Origin of the sequence: Sphingobacterium sp. BIGb0165, assembly GCF_024810095.1 — a bacterium.
GTDB classification, from domain to species: Bacteria; Bacteroidota; Bacteroidia; order Sphingobacteriales; family Sphingobacteriaceae; genus Sphingobacterium; species Sphingobacterium detergens.
Genome location: NZ_JANUEB010000009.1, coordinates 137,327 through 159,813 on the forward strand (window position 1 = coordinate 137,327; position 22,487 = coordinate 159,813).

At 39.1% G+C, this 22,487-nt stretch carries 12 protein-coding genes; all 12 read right to left on the reverse strand.

What is annotated here, in order from left to right; genetic code table 11:
- Positions 1–121: 121 nt before the first annotated feature.
- The 12 genes from M2408_RS20575 to M2408_RS20630 all read right to left on the reverse strand — a co-directional run bounded on the left by M2408_RS20575 (position 122) and on the right by M2408_RS20630 (position 22,366).
- On the reverse strand, positions 122–532 hold the full coding sequence (locus tag M2408_RS20575; protein WP_259186305.1) for a hypothetical protein: 411 nt from the start codon (positions 530–532) through the stop codon (positions 122–124).
- A gap of 55 nt (positions 533–587) precedes the next feature.
- Positions 588–1,622 (reverse strand): exo-alpha-sialidase, encoded by a 1,035-nt coding sequence (locus tag M2408_RS20580; protein WP_259186307.1) that lies wholly within the window; start codon positions 1,620–1,622, stop codon positions 588–590.
- Positions 1,623–1,829: 207 nt separating this feature from the next.
- Positions 1,830–3,266, reverse strand: a complete 1,437-nt coding sequence (locus M2408_RS20585; protein WP_259186308.1) for an alpha-L-fucosidase — start codon at positions 3,264–3,266, stop codon at positions 1,830–1,832.
- 73 nt (positions 3,267–3,339) lie between these two features.
- A complete protein-coding gene (locus M2408_RS20590) occupies positions 3,340–4,920 on the reverse strand; it encodes a SusD/RagB family nutrient-binding outer membrane lipoprotein (protein WP_259186309.1) in 1,581 nt (526 codons plus the stop codon).
- A gap of 18 nt (positions 4,921–4,938) precedes the next feature.
- The gene (locus M2408_RS20595; RefSeq protein ID WP_259186311.1) at positions 4,939–8,163 is read right to left on the reverse strand and encodes a SusC/RagA family TonB-linked outer membrane protein; all 3,225 of its coding nucleotides are present in this window, start codon (positions 8,161–8,163) and stop codon (positions 4,939–4,941) included.
- 23 nt (positions 8,164–8,186) lie between these two features.
- Positions 8,187–9,236 (reverse strand): ROK family protein, encoded by a 1,050-nt coding sequence (locus M2408_RS20600; RefSeq protein ID WP_259186312.1) that lies wholly within the window; start codon positions 9,234–9,236, stop codon positions 8,187–8,189.
- Between the two features lie 553 nt (positions 9,237–9,789).
- A complete protein-coding gene (locus M2408_RS20605) occupies positions 9,790–11,688 on the reverse strand; it encodes a SusD/RagB family nutrient-binding outer membrane lipoprotein (protein WP_259186313.1) in 1,899 nt (632 codons plus the stop codon).
- 20 nt (positions 11,689–11,708) lie between these two features.
- Positions 11,709–14,804 (reverse strand): SusC/RagA family TonB-linked outer membrane protein, encoded by a 3,096-nt coding sequence (locus tag M2408_RS20610; RefSeq protein ID WP_259186315.1) that lies wholly within the window; start codon positions 14,802–14,804, stop codon positions 11,709–11,711.
- A gap of 24 nt (positions 14,805–14,828) precedes the next feature.
- Positions 14,829–16,001: an ROK family protein gene (locus M2408_RS20615; protein ID WP_259186316.1), complete on the reverse strand. Its 1,173-nt coding sequence runs from the start codon at positions 15,999–16,001 to the stop codon at positions 14,829–14,831.
- A 192-nt stretch (positions 16,002–16,193) separates the two neighbouring features.
- Positions 16,194–17,792 carry a SusD/RagB family nutrient-binding outer membrane lipoprotein gene (locus M2408_RS20620; RefSeq protein WP_259186317.1) on the reverse strand — a complete coding sequence of 533 codons (1,599 nt, stop codon included), beginning with the start codon at positions 17,790–17,792 and terminating at the stop codon, positions 16,194–16,196.
- Between the two features lie 12 nt (positions 17,793–17,804).
- Complete coding sequence (locus M2408_RS20625; RefSeq protein WP_259186319.1) at positions 17,805–21,176, reverse strand: SusC/RagA family TonB-linked outer membrane protein; 3,372 nt, start codon at positions 21,174–21,176, stop codon at positions 17,805–17,807.
- 26 nt (positions 21,177–21,202) lie between these two features.
- Positions 21,203–22,366: an ROK family transcriptional regulator gene (locus tag M2408_RS20630; protein ID WP_259186320.1), complete on the reverse strand. Its 1,164-nt coding sequence runs from the start codon at positions 22,364–22,366 to the stop codon at positions 21,203–21,205.
- Positions 22,367–22,487 lie beyond the last annotated feature (121 nt).

Genomic DNA, 22,487 nt, shown 5'->3' on the forward strand with positions numbered 1-22,487 from the left:
ATAAATTTGCACCTTAAATTTAACAAATTGTTGGAATGAATGCTGAAAAATATTTTTAAAAATATTACTCTTGCCCTTGATAAAAATAATGTATTCCATTGATCAATCTTAAAATTAAACTTTAATCCTTCTTTAGCTTATAGGTATAGGTGTTGCCCTGGTAAGGATCTTTCGTGAGGCTAAGTTCTTTGCCATCCAAGGTATAGCTATATTCGTGACTCAATATCAATGCCCAGTCAAAGTCTGCAGTCCAAAAGTTTTGATCCTTGAAAATAATTTTATTTCCAATAATTTCAAAAGTTCCTGAGCCACCAGCTGGATATCTGTTTTTATTTGCGGAGCAAAAAAAACTATCTGCTTTAAATTTTATCGCGACATTCCCAGTGAATGTTTTGTCTTCATTTTTGTAGTGGACAGTAAATTCTCCAGAATAACTTCCCTCTAGTGCTGTTCTGTTTTCGGATTTTTCCTTTGAGCAGCTGATAAAAACGAGCGAAGCCACAAAGAAAAAGAAGTTTTTTAATGGGTTCATAATTAGTTTTTTATAGCATAACGTAATGAAGCCTAATTTGCTACAGACTGATGACTTATTTTAATCGGATATACTTTATACTCTTTCTATTCCAGGTATAGGTGATATGTATTAGACCACTTTTATCCTGTATAATGGTCGGATAAGAATATTCATCTCCTTTGACCCCATCTTCCAAAGTTAGTGTATCATGCCAGTGAAGACCATCATGGGACGTTGCGACATGGAGTTTTGTTCGTCCTTCCCACCAGTCATTCCCAGCGATTGCTGGATTGTAAACGATCATAAATAGTCCATTTTTCAATCGAATGGCATCAGTAGCCGAGTTGGGGTTGAGCAGGTTGGTCGCCTTCCAAGGTCCCCAGCTGTTGCCTTGGTCGGAGGAAAAAGCACTCATTACTTTATTTTCTTTACTGCGACAGAGTACCTGGATGCGACCATCTTTATGTTGAACAATACTCGGCTGAATGACTTGAATACTTGTGTCAGGCCGAATTGTATGGACAGACCAGGTTTTGCCGTGGTCGTGACTGATTTCCATATGTGCTTTCCAGATTTCGTCTTTTGATTCAGTACTGGAAGGGGATAGTATATCCCCATTAGATAATGTAAATGGTTTGTTTTTGATTGGACCCAAAATACCTTCGGGTAATGCCTGTGCTGCAGACCAGTGATGACCTTTGTCTATGGAATATTTGACGTAGCCTTTCCATTCGCGTGGATTAGGACCAATTTTATAAAACAAATAGAGGGTATCGTTCTTTGGCTGTTGATAGAGTACAGGGTTCCAGGTTGGATAACGCTTATCGGCAAGAATCCCATCTGCGATTTGGACTGCTGGTTGCCATTTGCCGTTTGTATAATGAGAACTCCATATCACCACATCGGGATTGGATTCATGTGTACCACCAAACCAGCAGGCCAGGAGGCTGTCTTTGCCGATGGATTGTATGGTTGAGGCATGGCATTGTTTGAAACGGATCTGTCCCTCTTGGAAGATCTGTTGGGACGAGATTATCTGGGGCTTATAGCTTTTACATGAATAAAATGTTAGGAGTAATAATGCTAAAAATAGGGTTATTTGTTTCATTCTGTTAGTATGTGCTGCAAAGTTCACAAGTGCTGTTTTTTTATAGCTAGTGTTTTTAGTTATTCGGTTATTAATTGAGGACGGAGATCGGGACGATTTGTATTTGCTGGTTTTCAATAGACAAATGAAAGCCTTTGAAAATACCTGAAGTCGATCATCGTTATCGGATAATAAAAAAGCAGCTGATGTAATTCAGCTGCTTTTTTATTACTTGCTTTGCAATTGAATCGCGGTAGCATAATTGAATCTGGTGCCTGGACTTCTTAGGGTGATCTGATTATCATGTTGTGACCAATCCAAGCGACCTTTATGGCCCAAAATTGTGATTTTTTTCACTTTAAAATCCGCTGGAACCTGAAAGACATATTCATTAGGCTGTTGATAAGCGTCGCCCGCTGAAAGGTGAAATACATTGACGATCTTGCTGTCCTTACTTCTGGTGTAATAGTAATCACCTTGATGATAAGGGGCAACGGTACGTGTTGCATATACTGCGCTTTGATTGATTTTCATCCAAGCTGATAGTTCATTTAGACGATCATATGCTGCTTGGTCATAGTCACCTTTGGGGCCTGGGGCGATGTTAAGTAAATAGTTACCACCACGGGAAATAATCTTGACAAGCGTTTCGACGATTTTCTTTGTTGGTTTGTAATTGTCATTTGGAACATAGCTAAAAGAGTCTCCCATAGTGATACAGCTTTCCCAAGGGATATCCAATGGATGCTCAGGGATAGCCTGTTCGGGTGTCACATAATTTTCCCAGTTTCCGGGAACAGTACGGTCTACCACGATAAGGCCTGGTTGATTTTTTCGGGCCATACCACCGATACGGTCCATGTCAATATTTTGATCCACCTTGATCGTCTGCTGCCAGTCTACTGACTTGTCTACAGTTTCTAAGGGACGTACTTGTCCACCATCCAACCATAGAATATCCACTTTACCATATTCCGACGTTAGTTCATTGATCTGGTTGTAGGTGAAATCTTTAAATTTCTGCCAACGGTCAGGATATTTTTTTGGGTCATAATTAACATTTCTGTCCTTTGGTGGGAAATAGGGCCACCAATAGTATTCGGAGTGCCAATCTGGTTTGGAGAAGTAGGCTCCGATTTTGAACCCGTCGTTGCGAAATGTATTAAAGATTTCTTTGGTCACATTTGCCTTGGGATTGGAGGAGAAAGGTGTTTTGGTAGAAGTAATTTTATAATCCGATTCTTTGGTGTCGAACATTGCAAATCCATCATGATGTTTGGTTGTAAAGACCACATATTTCATTCCGGCTGCTTTGGCTGCGTCGGCCCATTTTTGAGGATTGAAATCTGTCGGGTTGAATGTTGTCTGCAGATTTTCGTAATTCTTGAGGTATTCAAAATAGGTTTTGCCATGCTCTGGTTTGCGTTGTGTCCAGCCCTCATCTTCGGGACAGATACTCCAGCTTTCAACAATTCCCCATTGACTGTAGGTTCCCCAGTGCATGAAAAGACCGAATTTCATGTCCTGCCATTGTTCGAGGTTTTCGATCACTAAGGGATCTGTAGGTTTTTGGTAGCCGCCCGATACATTGTGTGCTTGCCCAAAGGTCAAGGTAGAAGTTGTTGCCAGCAATGCGGTTGATATAATGGTTGTCAGTTTTTGCATGTATAAATATAATGAAAATGAACATAAGAAAGCCACCCGAGAGTGGCTTTCTATTTGGTAGATGTAGTGTCGATTAATTGACGTCCCAGAAAATTTTGGTTGTTCTTGTATCTTTTGCCCTCACAGCCTCATAATTTTTACTGTTGTTTGAGACTTCAGAAGAAGGATAATTCAACCTCATAGGCGGGTTTGCAAAGTTCACAAGTCCGGCTACCGGAAAGGTTAAAACTGGATAGCCTGTCCGTCTTAATTCGGACCAAGCTTGCTGTGCCTGTAGAAAACCATAGTGTAACCATTTTTGTGTATAGACTAACTCAAGGTCTTTATTTTTATCACCTGTGAATGTTATCGTGGATTTGTCAATGAAATCATTGATTATAGTTTCGGCAGGTTTAGTTTCGGTTTTTAAACCAGACTTATTTATATTGTTCAAATAGTAATAGAAAGATATGGACTGTTTTACAGCAGTGTTATAAGCCTCTTTTGCTGTTGCACTCGATCCCCATCTTAATTGAGCTTCAGCTTTAATAAAGTTGGTTTCACTGGCGGAAAATACAATGCCAGGAAGTTCTTTATTGTCAGCAAATGTTGTGGAGTCCAAAACAGAATAACTTTGATAGTTCTTTTCCATCTCAGTAGACGTGAAGGTAATCGGCATCGCTTTATACTCCTTGTTCGGTATAAATTTGTTATTTACGGTTACCCCAAATTTGTCATAGAATACTGGAATACGAGGGTCTTTTGATGGTAACATAACCTTGTTTAACATATGATCAGTAGCATAGTGATTAGGCCCCTCTATCAGTCCTTGTCTTAATGTACCCGTATAGTTTGTCAACGGCGCTAAAAGGATATCTTCTGTTTTTGGATCGTAACTGCCGACATTATTTCCATCTGCTAACGGGAATTGGCTTGGATTATTTAGGATCTCTAAAATCTCCGTGCGAGCTTTGGCTTCATCAACATTGGAGATTCGCATTAATAAACGAAGTCTCAAGGAGTTTGCGTATTTTCTCCATTTGCTAACATTACCGCTGTTTAGTATGTCATATTTTGCAAATTCTGGATTAGATTCTACGGTGCCGAAATAATTGTTTATCTCTTTTAAATCTGATATAAATTGATAATACAACTCTTTTTGCTCATCAAATTTTGGAAGTTTGATCACATTTGTTGCAGGCAGGCTACCAGCTTCGCTGAACGGAATATCGCCATAGTTGTCTACTAGCTTCGAAGCTTCGTCTACGACAACTACTTTTGCTGCTTGTAAGATAATTTTGGCATTGGCTTGTTCTTCTATAGGAAGTGCGGCATAGGCTTTTTCCATCGCTCTGTAAATACCCAATACACCCGGCGAATAGAAATCTACCCAATAATCATATGAATAACCATCATTTGGCTGATACATTGAGTTGGAAGGGATAAATGATGCGGTTTGTGTATAGATTGCCTGATTTGATAAAATGAAGGTTCTATAATGCCAATAGGAGGGTCTCACTCGGTCATTATTTAACAATTCAGCAAAGAACGCTGAAATACTGGCTTTTTCAGTAGCATCTGGATTTTGAAATTTTTCATCCAATTGCTTTTTACAACCCACCAAAGAGGTCAATGCAGTTGTCAGTGTAAATATGGTAAAAAATATTTTTTTCATGATTTCAGTAAAAAGTGATTAAAAATTAGCGTGTAATGAAAAGCCAAAGCTTCTTGTAGCGGCAGAAGAACCTACGTCAACACCTTGAGCCCACCATGCATTTCCTACTGGAGCTTCCGGATCGAGATTTTTCAATGTTCTATAGAAATAGAATAGATTTCTTCCAATTAATGAAAATCTAAGATTGTTCATTTTGATACGCTTTGTAAAACTGTCCGGTATCTGGTATCCAATGGAGAGTTCTCTTAATTTGATAAAGTTATTGTCATAGACCGCACCTTTTTCAGACCAAGAATCATCGCCCCAGTTAAACGTATTGAAGTAGTATTCTGCACCGCTTAAATGTACATCGTTGGTTTTTCCTGTGTTCGCATTAACACCTGGGAGTGTAATGCCACTTTCTCTGTATGGAAGTGTATTCTCATAAAGCCCCGAAGCCATTCCATATTTAAGGTTTTCAGATACCATTTTACCACCAAAACGGTAATCAGCTGTGAAATCTAAGCTAAAGTTTTTATAATTGAAGGTATTCGTCCATCCACCGATCGCTTTAGGCATAATATTGCCGACCATTTTGTATTTGGATTTATCCATTACATAGAACCCTTCATCCGAAATAAGATTATTGCCATTGGCGTCTTTAGCGATATCGTATACATAGATATTTCCCAAAGTTTCTCCTGCTTTTGCCGTAATTTTTAATGAATTGGCATCAGCCGAATAAAAAACCAATTCATCAACACCAGACAATAGTTCTTTGACTTTAGAGCGGTTGAAAGAATAATTTAGTCTAGAAGTCCAAGTGAAATTTTCGTTTTGGATAGGTGTTCCGTTAATAGATAGTTCTAAACCGTGGTTGGCTATTTTTCCAATATTGAGGAGTTGAGATGTCGCTCCTGTTGATGCCGGTGTTGTCAACCCAAGAATTTGATCTTCGATGTAGTTGTTGTAATAACTCGCATCTAGTCCTAATCTATTTTTTAGAAATTTCAATTCCAAGCCGAATTCCATTTCGTATTTCCTCTCTGGTCTGAGATCTAGATTACCGTATCGATTTTTGTAGGTTAATGCTGGTATAGCTCCATTCACAGTTAATAAAGGAGCTTGAGTGTAGGCGATATTTGCTTCATAAATAGCCGCATCATTACCTACGATACCATACGAAGCACGTAATTTACCATAGGTAAACTTGTCGGATTTGATATTAAATGCATCACTAAAAATAAAGCTACCGCTAAGGGAACCATATTGATAGTTGTTGTTTTGTGTAGGAAGAGTTGATGAATATTCTGAACGGTATGTTCCGTCTAGATAAGCAAAGCCTTTGTAGCCAATGTTTAATGAACCAAAGTAAGCGTATTTAAGCATTTCTTTTCGAGCATTCGTCGTCGTTGCCTGTGCTAAGCTATTACTTAAACTAAACCAATTCTCAGTAACAAGTCCGGAAGCGGTGCTTGACGATTGATCATCATAATTTTCTGATCGAGATTGAAAACCAACACTAGCAGAATAGTCGAAATTCTCATTGATCTTATTACTATATGTCATCATTAAATCGCCATATAAAATTGAGTAGGCTCCTTTGGTAGTTGAATAACCTCCCGTGCTGCTTGATGGCGAATTGTACTTTGTTGCATTCTCAGTATACTGCTTATTTGTACTGGTAGCTGATGTAAAGTCATTTCCTATTCTACCTCTGAATTTGAGGTGATCAACCACATCCCAGTTTAACGTAGCACTGGTTAAGATACGGTTTTCAACTTCATCATAACTGTTCTTATATTGATTCCAGAAATAATCCAATAGATTTGATGCACGCATCGTGTAGATAAAATCTTCTGGACGCCCTGTTCCTAATTTAGAATACTTATAACCATCTGATGTTTGATATGCTTTTTTCATAGCGGCCATATCTTCAGTTCGACTGAAGAAGCCGTCAAAACTACCAAGTACCTGACCCAATAAATACGTTCTATTGTGTGTATTGGTGTTGATATAATTCGCTACGATATCAGTGGATAAACGGTTACTTAGCTTTAGAGAGCTATTTAAATTAAACGTGTTTTTTGTTTGTTTGCTTCCAGGACTGGTACTTTTGTAATCCATACGGGTCGCACTCAAACGATAATTGAGTTTTTCGGTCTGATTTGATATTCCGACGTTTGCGGTGGAGTTGTATCCTTTGTCGAAGACATCATAGTAATTGTTTTTGCGTGCGACATAAGGTCTAACTTGACCATCCCACCACAGGACGTCTTCTCCCGTAAATTTTGGACCAAAACTTGCATAGGATCTAAAGTAAGGTCTCCGACCGCTCGGGGATTTAGGATCAAGAATCCAACCTTCTGCAGTAGCGCCATTGGTAACGTTGATACCAGCATCATAGCCTGGACCATATTCATTTTGAAATTTCGGTAAAAACGCTGCGCGCTCCAATGATCCAGTATAATTAAAATCGACTCCTAGACCACGTCCTTTTGTTCCCTTTTTTGTTGTAATCACAATCACCCCACTTGCAGCATCTGAACCATATAATGCACTGGCTGCTGCACCTTTTAAAATGGAGATGTTATCAATATCTGCAGGATTGATATCCAGCATCCCGTTGCCTCGGATTCGTTGATCGCGATCGAAGCTGTTGTTGTTGGCTCCGGCGGCACCATTTTGTTGATCGTTTCGGATAATAATTCCGTCCACAACATAAAGCGGTTGACGTTGGTAGTTTAATGAATTGATACCACGAATTTGCACATTTACAGCACTGGCTGAACCACCGGGTGCGGTGGTAATTTTTACGCCAGGTGCTTTACCATATAATGCGGAACCGAAGTTGGTATTTCCAGCTTTTGTAATTTCATCAGCCTTAATGTTGCTTACCGCGTATCCCAGGGCTTTAGATTCGCGTTTTATACCCATCGCCGTTACAACGACTTCATCGAGTGCCGCTGCATCGGAGGTCAATGTAACATTAATCGCTTTATTTGATCCAACGACAATTTCTTGTGTTTTGTATCCAACGATCGAAATCCTTAATGTTTCACCTTGGGCAGCTTGAATAGTAAAAGATCCATTGGCGATTGTCTGTGTACCCTTTGTGGTTCCCTTTACCGTTACGGTCACCCCAGAGATAGGCCCATTAGCGTCTGAAACAATTCCAGTAATGCTTTGCTGCGCGTAAAGGGATGTGGCACTAAATAGTGTACATAAGGCCAATCCGGCAGTTCTTTTGTAAAATAGACTCATGTTTTAGGTATTTGTGTAAATTATTAGTTTATTATGCGTGCTATATATTTTTCGATTACCAATGCTGTTGTACCCAGTTGTTGAGCGCATTTGTGCAAGTTGGAGATACTGAGCATTGTTTCTTTTGCAATTTTTGGAATGCTGTATTCATTGATAGCAACTTGGATATGCGGTGTTAATATTTGACCTATTTCAGCGCCCCTTCCGCTTATGATTATTTTGTGAGGATTGAGGATATGAATTAGTGTGGATATTCCTTTCCCTAGTAAATAACCGATTTTTCCAGTGTTATTAATGGCAACTTGATCTCCGATTTTGACGGCCTCTATGAGTGCTTCAATTTTATTGTTATGTTCCCCTTCAAGTTTTTCATAAATTGAATATTCACCCTTTTTGATGTCATTTTGAATATTGCGAATAGCGGCACTAATGGACGCTTCGACTTCGAGACATCCTCTTTTTCCACAAGAACACAATGTCAATGTATCAGAAAGCGGGATATGGCTGAATTCTCCAGCAAATCCTGAAGTTCCCTTAAATATATCATCGTTGATAAGAATACCTAGACCAACCCCCCAGTTAAGATTAATAACAAGCGAATGTTGAGAAGCTTGTGCTGCGCCGAATTTTTTCTCTGCCCGTGCAATACAACGGGAATCATTGTCTATAGTAGCAGGAATATTGAATTCAAACTCAATTTGCTCACGGATGTTATATAAGGGGGAATATTCGTTATATGATTCATTTAGTCCAGTTTCAGAATTGACAAATCCGGGCATACTAATTCCGACGCCTATAATCAATTGCGTATTTATGTGATGTGTTGAAAGAAAATGAGCGAGAGCGTCTATAATTAAGTTCGAAGCTTTTGGATCCTTTAGATCAATTGGGATGTTATTTTCAGCGCAAAGTACCTCCGCTCTTAAATTAGTTGATGCTATTGAAGTGTAAAATTGGTCAATCGATATACTGATGACGATATGAGGTAAGTCTTCATTTAACATATATTGAATAGCCTTTCTCCCCCCGGTAGATGCGGCATATCCTTTTTCGACGATGATATCTTTTGTCAACAAACCATTAAGCTGTTTTGTAACGGAAGGTATGCTCCTGGATAGGGTGTTTGCAATTTCCGCAATCGGTTGCATCGGCCGGTAATACAAATTTTTTAATATATCGACAACCATATTAGTTCAACTTCAGTGAGTAGTGATTTTGGTTTGTAAGTTTAAACAGATATTATTTTACCTAATATCTAAGTTAGTATGCACAACGTTAGTCTTTCCCAAGTCCGAATAACTGAATGACCTGCGATCCAGACTATGTTGATGTGATAAAGATATGTAGTATTTCTATTAAGTTCAAAATTCTTTTTAAATTTTTTAAAAAGAAATGCTAAAATTATACACTTAATACATAAGATGGCTATATCTTATTGTAAAATTGAAAATATTATATGTAACACAAAATTCAAATTTTCGAGAGTTTGTGTCGAAATTTATATGATTAAGGTAATAATTTAGCCGGTTCAATATGGTCTTACTGAAAATCCAGTAGAAACTGTATAAAAAAAGGAGGTGTAACATAGATACACCTCCTTTAAATTTGACTTGTCGTCTAAAAAAACTATTTCTGTTTTGCCCACCAAAGTGGTGTCAACACTTTATCCGCGCCCCCCAGTAGTGATACCGCATTTTGGTATTCAGCAGGATCAGTATCCCTAAATGAAGATGGGAATGCTAATCGTTGCGGAAAGAATTTGATGTTGCTTGTCATAAAGTTTGCTGATGTAAGATCAGGTAAGTTCGGCAAAGCATTTTCAATCGCAGGATTTTCATAGAAAGGTAAACCCAATCTTCTTTGATCATTCCAGGACTCTAATGGTAACCAAGGTAAATTAGCGATGAATTTTTGGGTAATAATCTTCGTCAATAAGTCATTGCGTACTGTGCCATTTTTGTAAAGAGAATTGACAGGGTATTTAATGCTTACTGTACCAGTAGCATTGGTATAACCATCGATATAATCCATGGTATGTGCATCTCCTGGTTCCGCAATATGTGTAAAACTAACTGATGTACCTACTCTATTATAGTCCGTAGAGCTTAGGTATTCCGAAGCAAACTGACCTACTCCCCAGTAATCAAAATTAGCTCTGACACCATTTTCATAAGCTGCCTGTGCTGTTGTTCCAGTTACCCATCCTTTTAGAGATGCTTCAGCTAAAAGGAAATATGTCTCCCAGTTGGCAAAGAATATGCGGCTATTTGCACTTCTTCTGAACTGAACCGCGATTGCTGGAACTTTACCAACTAATGTGCTTCTTAAACGGTTGTTTGTTCCCTTTGCAGCCCAGTCACCTAATGAAAAGGCATTCCAGGTATATTTTGTATTTACCGCAATTTTGGTATTACCATTTACTAAGGTATCTACCGTTTTTTTAGAGTCATCTCCATTGTCGAAGAAATTTTGATTGTTAAAATCTCCAGGAATGAAGAATGCCTTCAATGCACGTGGGTCTATTTTGTTCGGCAGGCCATCTAACCAGTAACCTGCAGAAGGGTCATTGGTCTTGCTTGTGAAATGGTTACTGAATCGCTTACCAATGTAGTTTTCGGCTTTGATTGAAGATTTCAAATCTTGAGCAACTTGCTTTTCTGTTTGAATACCACCTAATCCAAGATATAGATTATTTAATGTCGCTGAAAGTGCCTGGTAGTTCCAACTACGACTCATGACGCCCGTCAATGCATCCCAGCCATCTTTCTCCGCAACAGTAAAATTGTCGGCTGTATTGCCGATGTATTTATTGGTAGCCACAGCAGCCTCAAATTCTGATTTTGCTTTGTTTGCATCGATCTCAGATAGGCGCATCGCTAAACGCATACGCATTGAATTAGCATATTTGATCCACTTCTCATCATTAAACCCATAGGCACGGTCAAACTTGACAACATCATCAGGAACCTTAATGCCAGGTTTTATTTTCGATGTTGCATCTTTTAGCTCTTCAAAAAGGTAATAGTAGATATCTTTTACTGAACTGTATTTTGGATTGACTCCCTCTGCAAATGTAATAGGGGTAGGTCCAAAATTATCCGTTACCTCACTGATCAGGTATGCTCTCCAGATACGGGAAATCTGTAATAAATTATTGGTATAATCTTTTGCGGATCCAGCGTTGATTTCATTGGTAGCAACTTCAATTCCTTTAGTTGCATTTTTGATCCATTCAGCTGAATATCTATAATATTCTTTGGACCAATCATCATTTACTGTTCCAGTAGCTAAACCGTTGGTCATATGCTGTCTTCCGGTAGTCTTCCAGTCGAGGACAAAGATACGTTCAGCGATATTGGGATCTTGTTGTGCGCCAGTAAGTGAATTGTTAAAAAAGAATTCGATTTTGACCTGATCGTCGTTGGCCTTATAGGGGTTGACGTTCATTTCTTCAAATTTAGAGCATGAGCTGATTACTCCTCCCAGAAGTACTGCAAAACCTATTTTTGATATGATATTTTTCATGATTTATCGTTTTTAATTGATTAGAATCCTAAAGTGACATTAAGGAAGAATGATCTAGATGTTGGCGTAGAGAAGTTTTCAAAACCTGTCGCATTCGAATTGATTGCGAATACAGATTCTGGATCTACACCATTTGCATAACTTTTAATCATCCAAAGATTATTTCCTGTCAAGCTAACTTTAGCGCGTTGTACAATGCTGTTGCCCAGTATGCTTTTTGGGAAATTATAGCTTAATGTCACATTTCTCAAACGGATATTGGTTGCGTCATACACATTTTGTTCTGTAATACCATAGTTTCCTGAAGTGGAAGTCACTTGCGTCCAATATAATTGTTGCGTGGTTTGCACGGTATTTTTTGTGTAAGATCCATTGGATGCGATCACGCCATCTACTACAAATGGATTGCGCTCACCATTTGGAGCTGTTACTTCAGCATTACCATTTGCCTGTAGATTTAGATTTGTTCCGGAAAAGAACTCACCACCAAATCTTCCGTCTACTTGGAAGCTCAACCCAAAGTTTTTGTAAGCAAAATTATTGTTCCAGCCTACCAATGCTTTAGGGGCTTGGTTTCCAAGTTTGTGAAGACCGCTCGCACCTTGTGGTAGTCCACTGCCATTTAAGATTAATTGACCATTGAATTCACTATTCGGATCTTCAACGCGTAAGAATTTGGTACCATAAATATCACCATATAATCCACCTTCTAGTGCACGGATAGAAACGTTGTCATAAGATCCTAATGGATACATGTCTACACCGTCAGCAAGACTGATGATCTTATTTCTGTTTCTTGAAAAGTTCAGGCTTGAATTCCAGGTTAATTGATCTTTATTGGTCAATATTCTTCCATCCAATACGATTTCAAAACCTGAGTTCTGAATATTTCCAGCATTGATTTTTTCGTATTCATAACCACTGTAAGGGTTCATCGGAAGATCAATCAGTTGGTTGGTTGCATTGGTTTTATACCAGGCAAAATCCAGTCCTAATCTGCTGTTGAATAATCGGGTGTCGAAACCAAATTCGATGGTTTTGATGAGCTCGCTGAGGATGCCAGGGCTATATTTGGTATTCCCCATACCAGCGGTGGTATTACCATTTGGATCTTTTCCAATATTGTAAACGTTATACAATTGGAAAGATGGAAGATCGTTACCAACCTCAGCATAAGATCCTCTCAATTTCGCAAAAGATAACCAGCTCGGTAATGAACCCCCAGTTTTGTTAATCATATCCGAAATTACCCATGATCCACTTACAGAAGGGTAGAAGAAAGATCTGTTGTCCAACCCTAACGCGGATGACCAGTCATTTCTTCCAGTCACGTTAAAGAATAGGTAGTTGTCGTAATTGATTTCCGCGGTCGCATATAGTGAGTTGATCTGCTTTTGCAATAAACTCTGTTCGATTGTAGGAAAAGATTTACTGTTGTTGATGTAGAATAGATTGGGTACTTGCAGTTCTCCTGTGCTTGCATCTATCCCAGTAGATCTCGTTTTCATAATTTGTCCAAATACGGAAGCAGACCCACCCCATTTTCCAATCAAGTTATCTTTACGTGCATTTAATGCAACAGTGAAGTTGTTTTCAAAGAAGGTATTTTTACCGACTCCATAACTACCACCTGTAATCAATGGGCTACCACCGTAAGTTTTGTTTTCATAATTGGTCGTATACTGATCACGACCAAATCTTGCTTCCGCATCTAACCAATCATTGAATTTGTACTTGATATTTCCATTCATGATAAAACGGTCACGAATGTCATTATTCAAACGGTATTTTTCCAACCAGTACGGGTTCATTGTCTTATTCTCACTTGTTCCATACCAAGCCATATCCCCCACTGCATTCAATGGATTTTTAAAATCCAGAATATTCATGGAGCGAGGCATGGTAAACAAAGTGCTATAAACGTTTGAATTGTTTTGGCCTGAAATAGGTCTATTTTTGGCATTCATATTCATGTACTGCACTTTGATATCAGTGGTCCAGCGTTTGTCAGGACCAAATGATGAAGTAACTTTCGTCATCAAATTGATTCTCTCTAATGAAGAACCAGGAATCTTACTTTGGTCATTTAAATAGGTTGCAGACGAATAGATGTTGGTTTCGCCCAGCTGTTGTTGAAAAGCAAGATTTTGTGTGTGATTAACACCTGTGTTAAAGTATGCGCCAATATTGTCATATACTTTAGTTGCTTTATCACCCCAGCTTGTTGTGCTTATTGGATTGTAAACACCATCTTTTCCTTGGCCATAACTGTTTTGAAGCTTTGGTGTCATGAATATAGTTTCAAGACCAATGGTTGAAGAATATGTGATACCAGCACCTTTTTGAGCTTTACCCGATTTGGTTGTGATGACGATGGCACCATTACCAGCTCTTGATCCGTATAGCGCTGATGCCGCACCGCCTTTAAGAACTGACATACTTTCGATATCGTCAGGGTTGATATCGCCCAATCCACCACCCATATCGGTCGCTGGATTCCACATATCGTTATTTTTATCACCATTTCCTTTCATACCGCCAAGGAAATTGTTCATCGGCACGCCGTCAACAATGATTAAAGGTTGATTATCTCCTGTAAGTGAGTTGTTACCACGAAGCGTGATTTTAGTCGAAGATGCTGGGCCTGCAGAACCTTTGATCACCTGAAGTCCGGAAACTTTACCGACTAAAGCATTCGCAACGTTGGTTTCTTTGGCATCTGTAAGTTGTTCGGATTTAACCTCTTGAAAAGAATAACCCAATGTTTTCTTTTCTCTTTTTATACCCATTGCCGTCACGACGACTTCTCCTAATGTCGAAGCATCTGCGGTCAATGTAACATTAATCGTTTTAGTCGAGCCAACAACGATTTCCTGAGTTTTATACCCGACGATTGATAGACGGATTGTTTCTCCTGGAGCGGCATCGATATTAAATGATCCGCTGGCGTTTGTTTGTGTTGCCTTTGTAGTTCCTTTGACTGCTACAGTAACCCCTGAAACAGGTCCCTTGTCATCAGATACTTTACCCGTAATAGTTTGTTGTGCATAGAGGGCGGAAGCACTAAATATAGTGCATAATGCTAGGCCCGTTGCTTTTTTGTAAAATAGACTCATTTTTTAGGTAATTAAGTAAAGAGTTTAATTCGTTAAAATGCGATTGATATAATGTTCGACAACTAATGCAGCTGTCCCTTTTTGTTGTGCAGTTTTGTGTAGTCCGGAAATTTCTATTTCAGTCATTTTTGCTATTCTCGGAATACTAAATTCATTGATAGCATTCTGGATTTGCGGACCTAATATATTTCCGATCTCGGCTCCTCGACCACTGATGATAACTTTATTCGGATTGAGGATGTGAAGCAGGGTAGAGATGCCTTTTCCGATCATAAAACCGATCTTTCCGATATTGTAAATAACCAATTGATCGCCTATTTTTGCAGCCTCAATGAGTGCGTTATTTTTGTTGCTCATGGTTTTGATGAGCGTACTATAGATAGAGTATTCTCCTTGTTGGATGGCTATCTCCGTTTGCTCTATGGCAGATTTTAAAGATGCTTCTACTTCGAGGCAGCCCCTTTTTCCACAAGAACATAGACTGTTGGTGTTCGAAAGCGGTATATGACTAAACTCGCCAGCGAAACCCGTAGCACCAGTAAAAATTTCACCATTAATGATAATTCCTAAACCTACTCCCCAATTCAGATTAATGACTAAGGTATGTGTGCTGTCGACTCCACCACCAAATTCCTTTTCCGCCCAAGCGACGCAACGAGAATCATTGTCAATTATCGTTGGAATATTTAACACTTTTTCAATTGAATCCTTGAGATGATGGATCGGTTCATGTTCAGCAAATGAATCATTGACACCGAGGGTCGTATTGACAAAACCAGGCATGCTAATTCCTATTCCTATAATTTTAGTCTTGTCTACATTGTGACTATTGATAAGCATCTTGAGCGCTTCAATAATCTTAGGGCCAGCAGCGGACTCGTTGAGGTCTATTAGAATGTCTACTTGCTCATATAGGATCTCCTGTCTCAGATTGCTGATATGGATGGATGTGTAGAATTGATCAATGGATATGCTTACAATGAGTTGATCGACCTCATCATTTAATGCATATAATGCAGCTCTTCTGCCGCCAGTGGATGCGGCTAAACCCTTGTCTGCAATAATGTGCTGATCTAACAATTCATTAATTGCCTTTGTAACTATAGGGGTGCTTTTTGCCAGACTTTTGCAAAGTTCTGCAATAGATAACTCCTTCAGATAATACAGATGTACAAGGATTTTCTCCTTCAATTCCATTACGTTATGTGGGGATGCGTTAGTGTTTTCCCATTTAGTGAGCGCTAAAGATATGTTATTTTTGTGTTAAGTGAAAATAACTTTTTGAATATTTTTAAAAAGTATTCTGTTTTATGTGCCTAATTTTATTTTGTATAAAAGAAAAAACGCCCCAAATTTTGGGGCGTTTAGAATGAATAGGTATCTATGGTTTTATTTTACATCCCACCAAACCCTTGTTTTTTGCCAGTCATTAATATCCATTTTTTTAGTGACAGCGTTTACATTGTCCAAGTTGTACTGGTATTCCTTTTCTGCATAATTTAATCTTTTTATTATGCCGAAGTCATTCTCATACAGATTGTCACTTAGAGTTGCTTTTGGCGTGGCATCCGTTTGTCTTAGAAGCGACCAGGCCTCATATGGTTGTCTAAAGTTGTCCAACCAACGTTGTGCATAAATTAATTTTAACGCATTCGTAGTGCTAGCCGAAGTTGAAAATGCAACTTTCGGATTGGCTAAGATGGTATTTAGTTGTGCCCCAGAAGGTAAAGAAGTGGGTTTATTCTCTTTCCAGACCACACTTTTCATTGCCATCGTCGTCCAAAAATTTATTGATGACTTGACGCCATTTTCATATTCTGTTTTAGCTGCAGCTAAGTTTGCAGAGGATCCAATCCCTTTTGCCGCTGCTTCTGCTTTTAGAAAGTAGACTTCTGCTGCAGTAATAATCAATTCCGGGATATTTTTATCACGGCCAAAATAATAATTAACGTTTGACAATAAATTGCCGGCACCCTTATCTGACCAGTCATCATCTCTTCTCCGGTTATAAGGTTCGCCACCATCGGACATGGCGACGTTTTGCGGCTTGGGCGCCCATTCATTTTTAGCATTTGTTTCTAAAAAGATTTTGGCTCTTGGATCGAAGATTCCAGAACCATCTTTGTTGTTATTGTTGCTCAGCATTTCCCATGCGGTACTCCCCATGCGTAAATATATTCCGGCGTGGAATGACCATTCACGCCATTCGCCAGTAAAATTTTGGACAGCGGGTGTCAATCCTATATTTTCAATATTTTCTAGAAGTGGTAAGGCCAAAGCCTCTTGCACATGGGTGGCTGCAACTGTTCCATTTGCGTCACTCATGCGTAGTGCATAGCGTAAACGTAAAGAATTGCCAAATTTTTTCCATAAGGCAATATCACTATTCAGCAGCGATTCGGATGCACCGATGGAGATTTGATCGGAGGAGCTTGTTAGGCTTGCCACCGCAGTTTTTAAGTCATTCAATAAGCTTTCATAAATACTTTTTTGACTATCAAATGCTGCCCTGTAGTTATTTGGTCCTTGATCAGCTTTCCCCGCCTCTGTATAAGGGATGTCACCAAAGATGTCGGTCATCTTGAATGTCTTGTAGGCTTTTAGGATCGTCAGCATGGCCTGCAAATTTTGATACTTAGCCTTATCCGGAGATTCATTGATCAATTTTTCAGTCAATCGAATGGAAATAAGCGCCCGGTAGTAATTTTCCCATAGCTCGTTTGCTGCATTCTGTCTCGAATAAGCCGAATTCCCTACAGTAGTCGCCAATTGAGTGATTGGATAAATCCAAGTGTTGGAAGTCGCTTGTTCTTGAGCTCCAAGTTCCATGCTGGCCACAACCCCATTAAAGAGACTTTTTATGTCTGCTGTTTGCGCGTCTTTCCAGGGCGCATTCATTTCATCAAAATCTTTGGTACATGATGTTACTATAGCTGTCCCCAAAAATAGTGAACTATATAAGAGTGTTTTTAGATATTTTCTTTTCATGATTTCCAATTTTTAAAATGATGCACTAATACTAAATCCGAAGGAACGGACACCCGGAAGGGCGCCAAATTCGATGCCTTGTGCATTACCAATACCATTGATCGCTTCAGGATTTAAATTCTCTGGTAAACTCGTGTAAATGTAAAATAGATCACGACCAATGAGCGATGCGGACATCCCTTGGAAGAATTTAGTTTTTTGAACCACAGATTTTGGAATTTGATAGGTTAATCTGACTTCGCGTAGTTTAGCCCAAGAATTTTCTAAAACAGCCAAACTTCTAGGCATTTTGATATCTGACCAAGCAGCATAAGATCCAGCATATTTCCACATATAGTGAACGACATCTTTATTTTCCGTTCCATCAGCGAATACTCCGTCCAAAATTACACCATGATTTGCTTTTGATCCATCTGGATAGGTGTATGGCAAGCCTCCGCCATCGCGTTCCAATAGGGTCTGTGGTGAAAGACCATTACCCATGGCTGTGGAATAGCTCCCGCTCCAAATATCACCACCCCATTTGAAATCAGCCAATGCATAGAGTGAAAAATCTTTATAGCGTAGATTGGTTCCCAGACCACCCGTTAATTTTGGATTAGCATTACCAATTGGTACCTGATCGCCAGTTACTTTATACCTCGTCCCAGTAGGATTTCCTTTTCCATCCAATACACGTTCTACAAGCCGTTTATCGCTATTTTCATAGTATTCGAAGTCCGATCCATAGATTGTTCCAAAATTGTCACCTACTTTCACTTTCATCGTGACTCCATAACTCCCGAACATCTCATCTAAGTAATACTCGTTAATGCCTGGAGCCAATTTAACAAGCTTGTTCCTGTTATGCGCGCCATTTAATGTCAGATCCCACGAAAAATCCTGCGTTTTAATCGGTGTTCCCCGTAAAGTAAATTCAATACCCTGGTTTTGGAGTTCTCCTGAATTTGTTCGTACACCAGTAACGCCTGAAGAAGGAGCAACGTTTAGGTCAATAATTTGATCAGTGGAATTGACTTTGTAGTAAGTAAAGGTCAATCCCAGGCGGTTTTTCAAAAAGCTCAGATCTGTTCCGAGTTCATAGGAAGTTGAACGTTGTGGTTTCAGTAAATCTACCGGTAATAAATTATTTGAAATTTTGCGGATCGGTTGGCCATTAAATGTTCCGGTACCATAGATATATGAGGTCTGGTAGGGTTTTGTTCCAATCGCGCTTTTCGCAAATGCGGCTCTTAATTTTCCATAGTCGAACCAACTGGGTTTGCTTGCCCATTTTTCGGTAAAGACGTAGCTTAAGGAAGCTGCGGGATAATTATAGCTCCTTGTTTTGCTGGGCAAAGTTGAAGCCCAGTCATTTCTGAATGTTCCCTCAAAGAACAGGAAGTTATCATACGAGATATTGGCTATTCCAAACAAAGAATTTATTTGCTGTTCCATCCGTTCTTCGGTAGGTATAAAACCTGAAACCGAACCGTTTTTATTGATATTTGCTAAATAAAATAAGAATGGATCATTGAACGGACCGTCATTAAATCCTTGTATACCGCGATAATTGGATTTCCAGGAACTTGCTCCGAACGAAAAACTCCCACTAAATTTGGATCCATTTAAGTTCTCCTTATGCACAGTCGCTAAAAAATCAAGATTTCGGTCTGTTGTTTTATAAAGTTCGTGTCCATATTTCCCTTGTAAGCCTTCTTTGTCCGTTGGGTAGGATTTCTTGTCGAATTCGTCAGAAGAGAAATTTCCTGAGGCTCTCCCCATTAAAGTTAACCAGTCTGTTAATTCAGCATTTAACTTTACGGTTCCTAATAGCTGATCACGGTTCAGTTCAGTATTGTTCATGAAAATGTTCCAATATTGATTTCTTCCATATCCACCATAAGGATACCCCATATTGTAGACAGAGCCATCTAATAAATTTTTACTGCCATCGGGATTTCTGTAGATGTCTTTTTCAAGATTTTTATAATCCCGGGACATACCGTAGGTTGAAAATTTACCCCAGGAGTTATCACTATTACCGACATCTGGAGAATTAAGACGATAAAAGTTAATATAACTAGCCGAGACGTCTGCTGTTACTTTCTTCGATATTTTGACGTTAGTTCCTAGGTTGAAGGTATTATTGTTAAAATTGCTATTGGGAATGATAGAGGTGTTGTTTTGGCGTGTATAAGATAAACGCACACTTCCTAGTTCATTTGCACCACTAAATGCGACATTATGGGTTTGCGTATTCCCTGTACGGTAAAACGATTGAATATTGTCCGGTTGTGGTGAGTAGTTTCTCTTGGTGCCATCCCACCATAGGATTTCTTGACCCTTCATTTCGGCTCCCCATGAAGCACCTGTTCCGTACCAGCTAAAGTAGTCCCAGGTATTTTTCCCTCCAGGGACAGTACCGTGACTAAGCCATTTCTGGTCAGTAATATTTGTTCCGGACCAAGGGTCTGCACCTGGGTATCTTAATTGACCATTAACGTCTACAGGTAAGGTTGGAATGGCCGAATATAGCGCGATCGCTCCGCCGTATCCGTATTTGTTTTGCATTTCTTGATAACGATAGGGGTCATTGGAACGAAATGAATAATTATAGTCAATTCCAAGTCCTTCTTTCAGTTTTCCTTTTTTTGTTGTTATTAAAACAACACCATTACCACCTCTTGCGCCGTACAATGCGGCCGCAGTTGGTCCTTTTAATACACTTACATCTTCAATATCATCCGCGTTGATAAAATTTAATATCGAACCCCAGTCCTGATAGGATCCACTTGCTTTGGTAATATCATTTCCTTTACTTGTAATTTGATTGTTATCTATGGGCATGCCATCAATGACATAGAGCGGTTGATTTGCTCCGGTTAATGAGGCTGCACCACGTATAACCACGCGTTGCGATCCCCCTTCAACACCATTAGACATGCTGATATTCATTCCCGAAACTTTTCCCATTAGTCCAGTGGCAACAGTTGGTGCATTTGTTTGGGTAAGTTCACGACCACCAACTTTTTGTACTGAATAGCCCAGTGATTTGGCTTCACGTTTGATTCCTAATGCTGTAACGACAACTTCATCCAGGCTTGAATCATCGTTAGAGAGGGTTACATCGATAGTCTTTGTTGCATTGACTTGAATTTCCTGAGGTTTATATCCGACTATGGATATACGTAACGTTTCTCCTTGACTTGCTTGGATCGTAAAACTTCCGTTTTCATTGGTTTGGGTAGCTCGATTTGTTCCTTTTACTGAGATTGATACCCCAGCAATTGGTCCGTTTGCGTCCCTTACTGTACCTGTAATGGACTGCTGTGCATATAGCGATGTGACACTAAATATTGTGCACAACGCTAAACCTGCAGCTCGTTTTTGAAATAGACTCATAATGTAGGTGTTTGTATGAAAATAGTTTAGTTAATAATATTATCAATCAAGTGATCAGCAACCAATGCTGCAGTTCCCATTTGCTGCGCATCTTTGTGAAGTGACGAAATTTCTATTTTCGTCATTTTTGCTATCTTAGGAATACTGAATTCATTAATAGCGACTTGAATTTGGGGTGCTATGATATCACCTACTTCTGCTCCACGGCCACTAATGATTATTTTGTTTGGATTGAGAATATGGAGTAATGTGGAAATGCCTTTCCCTAACATATAGCCAATCTTTCCAAGGTTATTAATTGCAATTTGGTCACCCAATTTTGCTGCTTCGATCAATGCATCTGCTTTGTTGGAATTTACTTTAACAAAGGTTGAATAAATCGAATATTCGCCGTTCTCAATATCGGATTCCGTGTTTTGTATTGCAGCGTTCAAAGATGCTTCAACCTCTAGGCAGCCTCTTTTCCCACAAGAACAGAGCGTATTTTTGTCAGACAGCGGGATGTGGCTAAATTCGCCTGCAAAACCTGTTGCACCTTTAAAAATCTCGCCATTTATAATGATTCCTAAACCAACACCCCAGTTTAAATTGATAACGAGTGTATGTGCGATGTCCACACCGTGGCCGAATTCTTTTTCTGCCCAAGCGATACAGCGGGAGTCATTGTCGATGACAGTCGTTATGTTTAGTTTTTCTTCAATTTGTTTGTAGAGATGGTGAAGAGAGGAATTTTTAGGATAAGAGTCGTTGATTTTTTCTTCGGGATTAACGAATCCTGGCATACTGATGCCTACGCCGATGATTTGCTTTTCTTCTATCTTACTTTCCTTGACAATATCTTCTAGCTTTTGGAGGATAATTTCGCCAGCATTCTGTTCTTTGAGATTAATAGGTACATCTTTTTGTTGGGCAATGATGTTATGAGCCAAATTGGAAATCGTGAAGGAGCTATAATGTTGATCTATGGCGATACTGATGATAAGGTAGGGAAGCGTATTATTTAGACCATATTTGGAAGCGCGGCGTCCCCCGGTTGATTCGCCTAAACCGTTATCAAGAATAAGTCCTTGTTTAACCAACTCGTTAATGTTTTTTGTAACGATTGGCGTGCTTTTTGAAAGATTTTTTGAGATATCCGCAATTGATTGCGTCTCATTATAATATAATAATCTTAATATGTCGGCTTTCATCGGTATAATTGGCTTGTGAAAGAATCGGTTATAATTGTAATATAAAGATAAAGTATTTTGTGTATAAGTTCAAAATACTTTTTAAATATTTTTAAAAAGTAGAAAGCCTAGAGTCAAGTCT